Annotated in this window: 12 protein-coding genes (1 of these 12 cut by a window edge); 1 reads left to right on the top strand and 11 read right to left on the bottom strand. The window is 64.6% G+C overall.

Translation table 11 applies throughout. From position 1 onward, the window contains the following. The 3 genes from rpsI to SJY40_RS02505 all read right to left on the bottom strand — a co-directional run. A protein-coding gene (gene rpsI, locus SJY40_RS02515; RefSeq protein WP_108503321.1) for a 30S ribosomal protein S9 crosses the window boundary here: on the bottom strand, positions 1 to 177 show its start. Its footprint begins 312 nt before the window's first position; only the first 177 of its 489 coding nucleotides appear in the window; its start codon is at positions 175 to 177; its stop codon lies off the left edge, out of view. Between the two features lie 2 nt (positions 178 to 179). Next, positions 180 to 644, bottom strand: a complete 465-nt coding sequence (gene rplM, locus SJY40_RS02510) for a 50S ribosomal protein L13 (protein ID WP_378942354.1) — start codon at positions 642 to 644, stop codon at positions 180 to 182. A 148-nt stretch (positions 645 to 792) separates the two neighbouring features. Continuing rightward, the gene (locus SJY40_RS02505; RefSeq protein ID WP_378942352.1) at positions 793 to 1,218 is read right to left on the bottom strand and encodes a PaaI family thioesterase; all 426 of its coding nucleotides are present in this window, start codon (positions 1,216 to 1,218) and stop codon (positions 793 to 795) included. 57 nt (positions 1,219 to 1,275) lie between these two features. On the opposite strand from SJY40_RS02505, the gene SJY40_RS02500 reads away from it, so the two are divergent. Beyond that, the gene (locus tag SJY40_RS02500) at positions 1,276 to 2,058 is read left to right on the top strand and encodes an enoyl-CoA hydratase (RefSeq protein ID WP_378942349.1); all 783 of its coding nucleotides are present in this window, start codon (positions 1,276 to 1,278) and stop codon (positions 2,056 to 2,058) included. Positions 2,059 to 2,061: 3 nt separating this feature from the next. On the opposite strand, the gene murD is transcribed toward SJY40_RS02500, so the two are convergent. Genes murD through SJY40_RS02460 form a run of 8 tightly spaced genes read right to left on the bottom strand, consistent with a single transcriptional unit; the run spans position 2,062 to position 11,151 of the window. Beyond that, on the bottom strand, positions 2,062 to 3,465 hold the full coding sequence (murD, locus tag SJY40_RS02495) for a UDP-N-acetylmuramoyl-L-alanine--D-glutamate ligase (protein WP_378942347.1): 1,404 nt from the start codon (positions 3,463 to 3,465) through the stop codon (positions 2,062 to 2,064). A 32-nt stretch (positions 3,466 to 3,497) separates the two neighbouring features. After that, positions 3,498 to 4,580, bottom strand: coding sequence for a phospho-N-acetylmuramoyl-pentapeptide-transferase (gene mraY / locus SJY40_RS02490; protein WP_378942345.1), 1,083 nt, complete (start codon positions 4,578 to 4,580; stop codon positions 3,498 to 3,500). 4 nt (positions 4,581 to 4,584) lie between these two features. Continuing rightward, positions 4,585 to 5,955: a UDP-N-acetylmuramoyl-tripeptide--D-alanyl-D-alanine ligase gene (murF, locus tag SJY40_RS02485; RefSeq protein ID WP_378942342.1), complete on the bottom strand. Its 1,371-nt coding sequence runs from the start codon at positions 5,953 to 5,955 to the stop codon at positions 4,585 to 4,587. Next, the gene (locus tag SJY40_RS02480) at positions 5,952 to 7,451 is read right to left on the bottom strand and encodes a UDP-N-acetylmuramoyl-L-alanyl-D-glutamate--2,6-diaminopimelate ligase (RefSeq protein ID WP_378942340.1); all 1,500 of its coding nucleotides are present in this window, start codon (positions 7,449 to 7,451) and stop codon (positions 5,952 to 5,954) included. The genes murF and SJY40_RS02480 overlap by 4 nt, the downstream gene beginning before the upstream one ends. Beyond that, positions 7,448 to 9,280, bottom strand: coding sequence for a peptidoglycan D,D-transpeptidase FtsI family protein (locus SJY40_RS02475; RefSeq protein ID WP_378942338.1), 1,833 nt, complete (start codon positions 9,278 to 9,280; stop codon positions 7,448 to 7,450). The genes SJY40_RS02480 and SJY40_RS02475 overlap by 4 nt, the downstream gene beginning before the upstream one ends. Further along, entirely contained in the window at positions 9,277 to 9,627 is a 351-nt protein-coding gene (locus tag SJY40_RS02470) for a cell division protein FtsL (protein WP_378942336.1), read from the bottom strand. Before SJY40_RS02470 ends, SJY40_RS02475 begins: the two co-directional genes overlap by 4 nt. Beyond that, positions 9,627 to 10,595: a 16S rRNA (cytosine(1402)-N(4))-methyltransferase RsmH gene (gene rsmH / locus SJY40_RS02465; protein ID WP_378942334.1), complete on the bottom strand. Its 969-nt coding sequence runs from the start codon at positions 10,593 to 10,595 to the stop codon at positions 9,627 to 9,629. The genes SJY40_RS02470 and rsmH overlap by 1 nt, the downstream gene beginning before the upstream one ends. A 4-nt stretch (positions 10,596 to 10,599) precedes the next feature. After that, the gene (locus tag SJY40_RS02460) at positions 10,600 to 11,151 is read right to left on the bottom strand and encodes a division/cell wall cluster transcriptional repressor MraZ (RefSeq protein ID WP_378942332.1); all 552 of its coding nucleotides are present in this window, start codon (positions 11,149 to 11,151) and stop codon (positions 10,600 to 10,602) included. Between the last annotated feature and the right edge of the window lie 103 nt (positions 11,152 to 11,254).

The raw sequence follows: 11,254 nt of genomic DNA, 5'->3' as shown, positions 1-11,254 counted from the left end.
CTTGCCGGAACCGGGCTTGACCCAGACGCGTGCAACCGCGTCCTTACGCTTGCCGGTGGCATAGGAACGGCCCAGATCGTCGATCTGCGCTTCGTGGACAACGGCCGTGGCTGCATCAGCCGAGGTGCCGGTGACGGCCGACTTCAGGTCGTCCAAGGTTTTGATGTCTTCGGCCATGCTCATGCGCTCCGGGTGTTTTTGGGGTTCAAGACCTTGACGTCCAGAACTTCGGGCTGCTGTGCTTCGTGACCATGCTCGGCGCCGGCATAGACGCGCAGATGGGTCATCTGCTGCTTGCCCAGCTTGTTGCGGCTGATCATGCGCTCGACGGCCTTGATCACCACGCGCTCGGGGTGGGCGCCTTCCAGGATCTGGCGTGCCGTGCGGTGCTTGATGCCGCCCGGGTGGCCGGTGTGCCAGAAGTACTTCTTGTCTTCACGCTTCTTGCCGGTCATCTGCACCTTGTCGGCGTTGATGATGATGACATTGTCGCCCATATCCATGTGCGGCGTGTAGCTGGGCTTGTGCTTGCCCCGCAGGCGGTTGGCGACGATCGTAGCAAGACGGCCCAGAACGACGCCTTCAGCGTCGATCAGGATCCACTTCTTCTCGATATCCGCCGGTTTTGCGGTAAAGGTTTTCATCTGTCGTCCCTTCAGGGTCGTAATCATTCGAGATGGGGGTGTATCGAAGATTGCGCCCCCTGCGTCAAGCCCGATGCGCGCCGATAAACCGTTCTAAAACAGAGGCTTGAAATATAGGTATCAATATACCCCAATGCATGACCCGATTTTACGGGCGTTCGGGCGGAATTGAATAGGTCGTCGAACAGCGCGCAACCGGCGCATCCGTCCCCATAGACCGGATCAGCACATCGGCAACCGCCAGCACACGCCCCAGCTTCAGGATGCGACATTCGGCCAGCAGATCCACCCCCGCCACAGGCTTGCGCATGAAGTCGATCGAGGCATTCGTCGTCACCGCCAGCCCGACCGGACCGATCCGCGACAGGATCGCGCAATAGACCGCCAGATCCGCCAGCGCGAACATCGACGGTCCGCTGACCGTTCCGCCCGGACGCAGATGCCCGTCCCGGACCCTCAGCCGCGCCAAAACCCCGTCGGGCGTCACGTCGTCGATGACATATTGCCCCGCCACCTGTGGAAAATCGGTTTCCAGAAACGCGTTCAATGCCGCCGCATCCATGACGATGGTCATGCTTCCCCCCTTGCGATTTGCCCCCTAGGCTTTCGCCAATCGAGAGGAGAGCGCAAGATGGACCAGTTGCTGACCAGTAGCCAGACGGGGCACATCGCCCTGCTGACGCTGAACGACCCTTCCCGCTATAATGCCCTGTCCCTGCAGATGATCGAGAATCTGATCGACGCCCTGACGCGCATCGCAGGGCAAGACGACATCCGCGTCGTGATCCTGGCCGCGCAAGGCAAGGCATTTTCGGCCGGTCATGATCTGCGTCAGATGGTTGAGGGCACAGAGGCCGATGATGGGGCCGATCGCATGCGGCATCTCTTCGACCGCTGCGCCACGCTGATGCAGCTGATCACCGCCCTGCCCCAGCCCGTCATCGCGCAGGTTCAAGGGATCGCCACGGCAGCGGGCTGTCAGTTGGTGGCGTCCTGCGACATGGCGGTCGCGGCGGATACGGCGCGTTTTGGCGTGAACGGCGTATCGCTCGGGTTGTTCTGTGCCACGCCGATGGTGGCCCTGACCCGCGCCATCCCGCCCAAGGCCGCCTTCGAGATGCTGACCACCGGCGACTTCATCAGCGCCGCCCGCGCGCGCGAACTGGGGCTGATCAACAGGGTCGCGACGCCAGATGATCTGCAAGCGGCCACCATGCAGTTGGCTGACAGCGTCGCCGCCAAGTTGCCCGCCGCCATCCGGCTTGGAAAAGCGGCCTTTCACCGGCAGATGAACCAGCCTTTGGACATGGCCTATCAAGGCGCGGGGCAGACCATGTGCGACAACGTCATGCTGCCAGACACTATCGAAGGCATGCGGGCGTTTCTGGAAAAGCGCCCGCCCGATTGGGGCTAATCGTCACGCGTCCTGCAGCGACAGCACCAGTTGGACGAAATCCTCGCCGCGCTTTTCGAAGTTCGGATATTGGTCGAAGCTGGCCGCTGCCGGGGCCAGCAGAACGGTGTCGCCGGGTTGCGCATCGGCTGCGGCGCGCGCGACGGCCTGCGCCATGGTTTCGCAGACCTCATGCGGGGTTTTGCCAATCTCTAACGCAAAATCGCGGGCCGAATGGCCGATCAGATAGGCCTTGGCCACATTCTCCAGATAGGGCGCAAGCGCGGTGATGCCGCCGTCCTTGCCCAGACCGCCGGCAATCCAGCGGATCTGCTTGAAGGCCTGCAGCGCCTTGGCGGCCGCATCGACATTCGTGGCCTTGCTGTCGTTGACATAGCGCACGCCTTCGATTTCCGCGACGGTCTGGCTGCGGTGGGGTAGACCGCTGAAGCTGTGCAACGCCGCTTCGATCTGGCGCGGCGCAAGACCCACGGCGCGACAGGCGGCATAGGCCGCGCAGGCGTTCTGATGGTTATGCGCACCGGGCAGACCCTGAATGGCCCGCAGATCGATCGAGGCCGCCTGCCGTCCCTTGCGGTATTCCGACAGGAACCCCTTGCGGGCAAAGACCGACCAGGCCCCACGCTCCAACTTCTGCCCCGAGGAGATGCGGATCACCCGATCGTCCGCAGGTCCCATCGCCAGCTGACCGGCCAGATACAGCCCCTCGGGTTCGTCGACGCCGATCACGGCGCGGTCCGGGCCACCTTCGGCAAACAGCCGTCGCTTGGCCGCGAAATAGCCGCCGTGGCCGCTGTGCCGATCCAGATGATCCGGCGAGAGGTTGGTGAAGACTGCTACATCCGGCGTCAGCGCGCGGGCCAGATCGGTCTGATAGCTGGACAGCTCCAGCACGACGACCTCGCCATCCGTGGCGGGCTCCAGCGACAGGACGCCGGTGCCGATGTTGCCGCCCATCTGCGTGGGTCGTCCGCATTCCTGGAGGATATGGTGGATCAACGCGGTCGTCGTCGATTTGCCGTTCGATCCGGTCACGGCGATCACGCGCGGCGCACGGTCGAAACCATCCCAATCGGCGGTGGCATAGCTGCGGAAGAACAGCCCGATGTCATTGTCCACCGGCACGCCAAGGCGATAGGCCTTCTCGATCACCGGATGCGGCGCAGGGTACAGATGCGGAATACCCGGGCTGACGATCAGCGCCGTGACGCCGTGCCATCCTTCGTCCCGTGTCAGATCGACGATCTTCAGTCCGGCATCCTGCGCGGCCTGCCGCGTGTTGACACCGTCGTCCCATGCGATGACCTGCGCCCCACCGGCGGCAAGGGCCGCGGCCGTCGCCTTGCCGGAACGGCCCAGCCCCAGAACCGCGATGGTTTGGCCTTCTACGTCTTCAACGGGAATCATGCTGTCTTACCTGTGCCGGGAATTGTCGAAACCTAGCGAAGCTTAAGCGTCGCCAGACCGATCAGCGCAAGGATCAATGAGATGATCCAGAAGCGGATGACGATCTGCGCCTCGCCCCAGCCCTTCTTTTCGAAGTGGTGATGAATCGGAGCCATCAGGAAGACGCGCTTGCCGGTCTTCTTGAAGTACAGAACCTGAATGATGACGCTCAGCGCCTCGACCACGAACAGGCCGCCGACGATGGCCAGAACGATTTCGTGCTTGGTGACGACGGCAATTGCGCCCAAGGCACCGCCCAAGGCAAGACTGCCCGTGTCGCCCATGAACACCGCCGCGGGGGGTGCGTTGTACCACAGGAACCCCAGACCCCCGCCGATCAGGGCGGCGACGAAGATCAGGATCTCGCCGGTGCCGGGAACGTGGTGGACGCCCAGATATTCGGTGAAATCGACGCGACCGACCGTATAGGCAATGACCCCAAGCGTGCCCGCCGCGATCATCACCGGCATGATGGCCAGACCGTCCAGACCGTCGGTCAGGTTCACCGCATTGGCCGAACCGACGATCACGATCATCGCGAAAGGGATGAACAGGAACGACAGGTTGATCAGCACGTCCTTGAAGATCGGCAGAGCCAGCTGGTTCGACAGCTCGGCCGGATGCAGCCAGCTGGCGGCGATGGAGGCCAGCGCTGCGATCAGCAGCCCCAACCCCATCCGCACGCGGGAACTGACGCCCTTGGTGTTGTGCTTCGAGACCTTGGCATAGTCGTCGGCAAAGCCGATCCCCGCAAAGCCCGCCGTCACCAGCAGCACGATCCAGACATAGCCGTTGTCCAGCCGCGCCCAAAGCAGCGTCGTGAACATCAGCGCCGACAGGATCAGCAGACCGCCCATGGTGGGCGTGCCCGCCTTCGACAGATGGCTTTCGGGGCCGTCATCGCGGATGGGCTGGCCCTTCTTCTGCACACGGCGAAGATAGCTGATCAGGGGCTTTCCGAAAATGAAGCCGAAGATCAGCGCGGTAAAGAACGCGGCCCCCGCGCGGAAGGTGATATAGCGGAAGAGGTTGAAGAAATCCCCCCCCTCGGACAGGTTGCTGAGCCAGTAAAGCATGGCGTTATTCCTTTTCTTGGGCGGCACGCGCGCGCAGCGCGTTGACCACCGTCGAGATCCGCGAGGATTTCGATCCCTTGACCAGAACCACATCCCCGGTTTGCACCAGATGCGGCAGTTCGGCAGCAAGGTCAGTTGCGTTTTCCGCCCAGAGACCGCGTTTGGCCGGGGGCAGCGTGTCATGCAGGTGCCGCATCAGCGGACCCGCGGAATGGACCAGATCGACCTGCGCCATCGCCGGATCATCGGCCACGGCGCGGTGCATCGCAATTTCATCGTCGCCCAGTTCCAGCATGTCGCCCAGAATGGCGACGCGCCGGTCACCGGGCAGGCCCGCCAGCGTGGCCAGTCCCGCCGCAAGCGATGCGGGATTGGCGTTGAAGGCGTCATCGATCAACCGGATGCCACTCAGATCCTCGACCGCGCCGCGCCCTTTCGGGGGCTGCCAGTCGCAAATGGCTTTGGCCGTCGTCTTGAGGTCCGCGCCCGCCGCAGCCAGCGCGGCCAAGACGCCGACCGCGTTCATGGCGAAATGCTTGCCGGTCGTCGGCAAGGCGAAGATCACCGTCTCGCCCTGAATGCGGGCGTGACAGTCCAGCCTGCCATCCTTGACCTGCGCGCGCATCAGCTTGGCCGCGCCATGGTCACCAAAACCAACCAGAATGGCGCCGGCCTCATCCGCGCAATCGCGCAGGATCTGGGTCACGGGCAGGTCTTCGGGGATGATGGCAGTGCCGATGGGCTGCAGGCCTTGGAAGATCGCGCCCTTTTCGCGGGCGATGCCCTCGATGGCACCGAAGGCCTGCAAATGCGCGGGCGCGACGGTCGTGATCATCGCCACATGCGGACGCGCCATGCGCGACAAGGGAGCGATCTCGCCCGGATTGCTCATCCCGATCTCGATGATGGCGAAATCGGTGTCGACGGGCATGCGCGCCAAGGTCAGCGGCACGCCCCAGTGGTTGTTGTAGCTGGCCTCGGCGGCATGCACGGCCCCCTGCCCCGCCAAGGCCACCCGCGCCATATCCTTGGTCGAGGTCTTACCCACCGATCCGGTGATCGCGACGACCTTGGCCTGCGTGCGCGCACGACCGGCGCGGCCCAGATCCTCCAACGCTGCCAGCACGTCGGGCACGATCAGCAGCGGCGCATCGGGCGCCACGCCCTCGGGGACATGCGTGACCATCGCGGCCGCCGCACCCTTGTCCAAGGCTTGCGCCACGAAATCATGCCCGTCGCGCGCGGCCTGCAAGGCCACGAACAGATCACCCTTGGCGATGGTACGCGTATCGATCGACACGCCATGCACGGACCAATCACCCTGCGCCTGCCCGCCCGTGGCGGTGGCAGCTTCTGCCGCTGTCCAGAGGCTCATATCCGGCCATCCAATGCTGCCACCGCGACAGACGCCTGTTCGGCGTCGTCGAAGGGATAAACGTCGTTTCCGATGATCTGGCCGGTCTCGTGACCCTTGCCCGCGATCAACAGGGCATCCCCCGGCTGCAGCGCATCGACGCCGCGCAGGATCGCCTCGGCCCGGTCGCCGATCTGCGTGGCCTCGGGACCGGCCCCCTCCATCACGGCGGCGCGGATCAGCGCGGGATCCTCGGACCGCGGGTTGTCGTCGGTGACGATCACTACATCCGCATGTTCCCGCGCAGCCTGCCCCATCAGGGGCCGCTTGCCGGTATCACGATCACCACCTGCGCCCATCACCACGATGATGCGACCCATGACATGCGGGCGCAGCGATTGCAGCGCGGCAATCAGCGCGCCGGGCTTGTGGGCGTAATCGACAAAGACCGCCGCGCCGTTTTCACGCTGCGCCGCCAGCTGCATCCGCCCGCGCACCGTCGCCAGATGCGGCAGGGTCGCGATGATCGCATCCGCGCTGTCGCCTGAGGCAAGACACAGCCCCATGGCCGCCAGCACGTTTTCGGCCTGGAACCCGCCGATCAGGCCAAGCCGCACCATATGCGTCTGACCCATGACCGAGAACCGCAGGTCCTGCCCCGTCGCGTCGTAACGCTGGCCCAGAATCCGCAGCATCGCATCGGCATGGGTGCCGACCGTCGTGACGGCCAGCCCGCGATCCTGCGCGATGTCCAGCATCTGACGCCCCCGCGGGCTGTCGATGTTGATGACCGCCGAGGCGCCATCCTGCAGGATGTGGTTGAACAGCAGCGCCTTGGCCGCGAAGTATTCGTCGAAACCCGCGTGGTAATCCAGATGATCCTGGCTGAAGTTGGTGAAGGCCCCGGCCTGCACGCGCACCCCGTCCAGACGGCGCTGGTCCAGGCCGTGGCTGGAGGCCTCCATTGCGGCATGGGTGACGCCTTCGCGGGTGGCCTCGGCCAGAACGCGGTGAAGCGTCAGGGGATCGGGCGTGGTATGGGCCAGCTTGGCGCTGTAGTCGCCCTCGACCCCCATGGTGCCAAGGCTGATCGCACTGTGGCCCAACCGCTGCCAGATCTGGCGGGTGAAGCTGGCAACGCTGGTCTTGCCCGAGGTGCCGGTCACCGCGACCATGTGCTCGGGCTGCCAGCGGAACCACAGCGATGCGGCGCTTGCCAAGGCCGCACGCGGGTCTTCGGCCACGACCAGCGCACCGTCCCAATCGGCCAGCAGATCGGCGGCGATGCGGGCGCCTTCGCGATCGGTCAGGATGGCGGCGGCTTCCATGCGCAGGGCGTATTGGATGAATTCACCGCCATGAACGGCCGAACCGGGCAGCGCTGCGAACAGATGCCCGGGCTTGATCGTGCGGCTGTCGATCGACAATCCGGTGATGACGGGATTGCGCCCGTCGCGTGCACGCAACCCTAGTTGCGCAAGCGTCACTCTGTCCTGGCTCACAGTCCCACCCGTCATTGATTTGCGACGAGCTTTATCCCACTCGCTTCCTGGGGTTCAACACGGGGTTCGAACCGGGCGCGGATCGTCGGCAGTTTTTCGTCACCCTTTGGCGACAGGCCCAGAAGCGGGCCGATGCGGCGGATCAGTTCTGCCGCGACGGGAACGGTGGTATTGCCCGCCGTGCGGCTTTCGCTGCCATAGGCGGTCTCGACGCTTGGTTCGTCGAGCGACACGATCAGAACGTATTTCGGATCGCTGGCCGGGAAGGTCGAGGCGAAGGTCGCCATCACCTTGTTTTTGTAATAGCCGCCACTGGGACGCGGCTTGTCGGCGGTGCCGGTCTTGCCCGCGATCTCGTATCCCGGGACATCGGCCTGACGTGCGGTGCCGCGGGTCACGACCTGGCGCAGCATGTCGACGGCCATGGCGGCAGCGCGGGGCGACAGGATCTGGTCACCCTCGGGACGCTTGCGGCCATGCACCAGCGTCGGCGTCACGCGACGGCCGTTGTTGGCGATGGTGGCATAGGCGGTGGCCAGATGCAGCGGGCTGGCGGCCAGCCCGTGACCGAAGCTGACGGTAGCGGCGGTCACGGCGGGCCAGCGCTGCGGCACCAGCGGCTGGCCGGTCGATGCCTCGACCAGCTCGACCGGGGTCGGTTCGAACAGGCCCAGCTTCTGAAGAAAATCCTTCTGGCGGTCGACGCCGATCATCTGCGCGATCCGCACCGTCCCCACGTTCGAGGATTTCACGATGATGTCCGTCGTGCTGAGGACGTCGCCGTAATTGTGGAAATCGTTGATCAGGAACTTACCGATGCGGATCGGTGTCTTGCCACTGATCCCGGTCGAGGGGTTGATCAGTCCCAAGTCCAGCGCCTGCGCTACCGGGAAGATCTTGAAGGTCGATCCCAGCTCGTATTGACCCTGAACCACACGGTTAAACAGCGGGCTGTCCGAGGGGTCCCCCGTCAGCAGGGGGCGGGGGCGGTCGTTGGGGTCGAAATCGGGCAGGCTGGCCATGGCCATGATCTCGCCCGTGGCCACTTCCATCAGGACGCCCGCAGCGCCTTTGGCGTTCATCACGTCCATCCCCGAGGACAGCACTTCCTCCATCGCCTGCTGCAGGGTCAGGTCGATGGACAGCGACAAGGGCGCGCCGGAATTGGCCGGATCGCGCAGCCACGCATCGAACGCCTTTTCGACGCCCGCGATGCCGATCACCTCGGCGCTGTTCACGCCTTCATTGCCGAACCCCGAACCGCCAAGGATGTGCCCCGCAACGCCGCCGTTGGGATAGATGCGCATTTCGCGTGGTCCGAACAGCAGACCCGGTTCGCCGATATCATGTACGGCTTGCATCTGTTCGGGGCTGATCTTGCGCTTGATCCACATGAACTTGCGGTTGCCCGTAAAGTCCTGGGTCAGGCGCTCAAGGTCAAGATCGGGGAAGATCTTGGCCAGACCGCGCGCTGCGGCGACCGGATCGACCATCTGATGCGGGTGGGCATAGATCGAATGCGTCAGCAGGTTCGTCGCAAGAATTCGTCCGCGCCGGTCAGTGATGTCGGCCCGCTGCGACATGATCTGCGACGACAACACCTGCGCACGCGGCTCGGACGGCTGGCTGGAGGCAAGGGCCCCCATCCGCACGCCGACCGTACCAAAGGCCAGCAGGAAGCACCCCGCCATCAGCATCAGCCGCCCCTCGGCGCGGCGGCGGGCACGGTCCTGCAATGCCTCGTGGCGCAGGCGGCGGTTCTCGGCCTCGATGTCGTCGGGGTCTTCGCCACGTTCGCGCGCACGCAGGATGCGGGCCAAGGGACGCAATGGGGTGCGGATCATGGCTGAACCTCGGGGTTGTCGACACCGTCAAGGACGATCAGCGGATCGACCGGCGGGGGCGGTTTGGGATAATCGATATTGTCGAGTGAAATGAACTGTCCCATCTCGACCGGGATCAGTTGCAGCCGGTCGAAGTTCAGATCGACCAGCTGGCGCAGACGTTCAGGGCGGTTCAGATAGGCCCATTCGGCGCGCAAGACGCCCAGTTCCTCGCGCAGCGCGGCGATCTGGCGCTGGACCTGCGACATTTCCCCGATCGAGGCCTGCGTGGCATAGTTTTCCCGATAGGCCCAGAAGGCCAGTCCCATCACCACCAATATCCCGGCGAAATAGGTGATCGAGCGCATCAGGCAGACCCCTTCCCCGGCAGACGCGGCATGGCCAGCGATTTCGCGTTGACCTCGCCCGCGGGTGCCTCGGTACGGATGCCCACGCGCAGCAATGCCGAACGGGACCGCGGGTTTACGTCCAACTCGTCGGGGTCGGGACCGATGGCGCGGCGGAAGGGCATCTTGAAGGCGGGCGTCACCAGTTCCGTCACCGGCGCATAGCGGTTCCCTGCCCCGCCCGCATCGGACCGCGCCTGCATGAAGCGTTTGACGATGCGGTCTTCCAGCGAATGGAAGCTGACCACGGCCAGTTGACCGCCGGGCTTAAGCGCGCGTTCAGCCGCCGACAGACCCGCGACCAGCTGGCCGAATTCATCGTTCACCCAGATGCGGATCGCTTGGAAACTGCGGGTCGCCGGATGGCTTTGACCGAATTTTGGACGCGGCAGGCAGGATGCCACCACCTCGGCCAGTTGCGCGGTGCGGGTCAGCGGGCGTGCAGCGACGATGGCCTTGGCGATCCGGCGCGAGGCGCGTTCCTCGCCATAGTGATACAGCACATTGGCGATCACGGTCTCATCGGCCTCGTTCAGCAGATCGGCGGCCGAGGGCACATCGCCCCCCATCCGCATGTCCAGCGGCCCGTCGCGCATGAAGGAAAAGCCGCGATCGGCCTGATCCAGCTGCATCGAGCTGACGCCAAGATCCAGCACCACCCCGTCCAGCTTTTCGCCGGCCAGCAGGTCCATATCGGAAAACGTGCCTTCGACCAGCTTCAGGCGGTCGCCATATTCGCCGCGCCATGCGTCGGCCATCTTGAAGACGGAAGGATCGCGATCGACGCCGATGACCTTATCGGCCCCGGCGGCCAGCAGGCCACGGGCATAACCGCCCGCGCCAAAAGTGCCGTCCAGCCAGACGCCGCCAACCGGCGCAACGGCGCGCAGCAGCGGGTTCAGAAGAACGGGGATATGCGGATCGGCCATGGGCTTACCCCTGTTCTGATTGATGCAGGAAAGCACGGGGGTCGAAACCGGGCCCGTGCTGTGCGGTGAATTCCTCAAGCGCCTCGACGTCCTTGGGACGCGATTCCGGCGCATAGACCTGAACGTAATCGCCGCGCGATTCGAAGATCGTTTCCGACCCTTCGGCAAAGCCTAGCTTGTCGCGCAGCTTCGCCGGCAGGACCAGACGGCCTTCGCGGTCGATTTCCAGATCGGTGGATTGTCCGTTCATCAGCAACTCCAGCCAGCGGCGTTCCTGGCTGCCACGGGTCAGGCGGTCGATCTGCTCGTCGATCTCTTCGACGGCGTCGATGCTGTAGAGTTCCAGCCAGTTCCACCAATCGGGACCATAGACGGCGACCAGTTGCGTGCGTCCGGTATTGGCTGATGCGAAACCCGGGTCACCGGCGTCGAAAACACGTCTGAGGCGCGCGGGAATCGACATGCGACCCTTGCTGTCAACCTTGACGGTTTCGGTGCCTCTGAACTTTCGCGCCACCTTTGCGCCCGCCCTCACTGTCCTGCCTCTTCCGGTCATCCGAAAGAGAAAGGGCGGACCGAGCTGCTGCCACTGCCCGATCCGCCGCCCTCGTTCCCGTTACCCGGGCCCCTTTGCGGGGTTGGTCGCCAGCCCTGTCGCG

It is taken from the genome of Paracoccus sp. R86501, from assembly GCF_042466435.1.
GTDB lineage: Bacteria > Pseudomonadota > Alphaproteobacteria > Rhodobacterales > Rhodobacteraceae > Paracoccus.
This window is presented reverse-complemented; position numbering and strand designations above follow the sequence as displayed.

What these genes read in the sequence shown, in the direction of transcription:
- rplM (WP_378942354.1), bottom strand. Translation starts at nt 644, where the DNA reads ATGAAAACCTTTACCGCAAAACCGGCGGATATCGAGAAGAAGTGGATC.
- SJY40_RS02505 (WP_378942352.1), bottom strand. Translation starts at nt 1,218, where the DNA reads ATGACCATCGTCATGGATGCGGCGGCATTGAACGCGTTTCTGGAAACC.
- SJY40_RS02500 (WP_378942349.1), top strand. Translation starts at nt 1,276, where the DNA reads ATGGACCAGTTGCTGACCAGTAGCCAGACGGGGCACATCGCCCTGCTG.
- murD (WP_378942347.1), bottom strand. Translation starts at nt 3,465, where the DNA reads ATGATTCCCGTTGAAGACGTAGAAGGCCAAACCATCGCGGTTCTGGGG.
- mraY (WP_378942345.1), bottom strand. Translation starts at nt 4,580, where the DNA reads ATGCTTTACTGGCTCAGCAACCTGTCCGAGGGGGGGGATTTCTTCAAC.
- murF (WP_378942342.1), bottom strand. Translation starts at nt 5,955, where the DNA reads ATGAGCCTCTGGACAGCGGCAGAAGCTGCCACCGCCACGGGCGGGCAG.
- SJY40_RS02480 (WP_378942340.1), bottom strand. Translation starts at nt 7,451, where the DNA reads ATGACGGGTGGGACTGTGAGCCAGGACAGAGTGACGCTTGCGCAACTA.
- SJY40_RS02475 (WP_378942338.1), bottom strand. Translation starts at nt 9,280, where the DNA reads ATGATCCGCACCCCATTGCGTCCCTTGGCCCGCATCCTGCGTGCGCGC.
- SJY40_RS02470 (WP_378942336.1), bottom strand. Translation starts at nt 9,627, where the DNA reads ATGCGCTCGATCACCTATTTCGCCGGGATATTGGTGGTGATGGGACTG.
- rsmH (WP_378942334.1), bottom strand. Translation starts at nt 10,595, where the DNA reads ATGGCCGATCCGCATATCCCCGTTCTTCTGAACCCGCTGCTGCGCGCC.
- SJY40_RS02460 (WP_378942332.1), bottom strand. Translation starts at nt 11,151, where the DNA reads ATGACCGGAAGAGGCAGGACAGTGAGGGCGGGCGCAAAGGTGGCGCGA.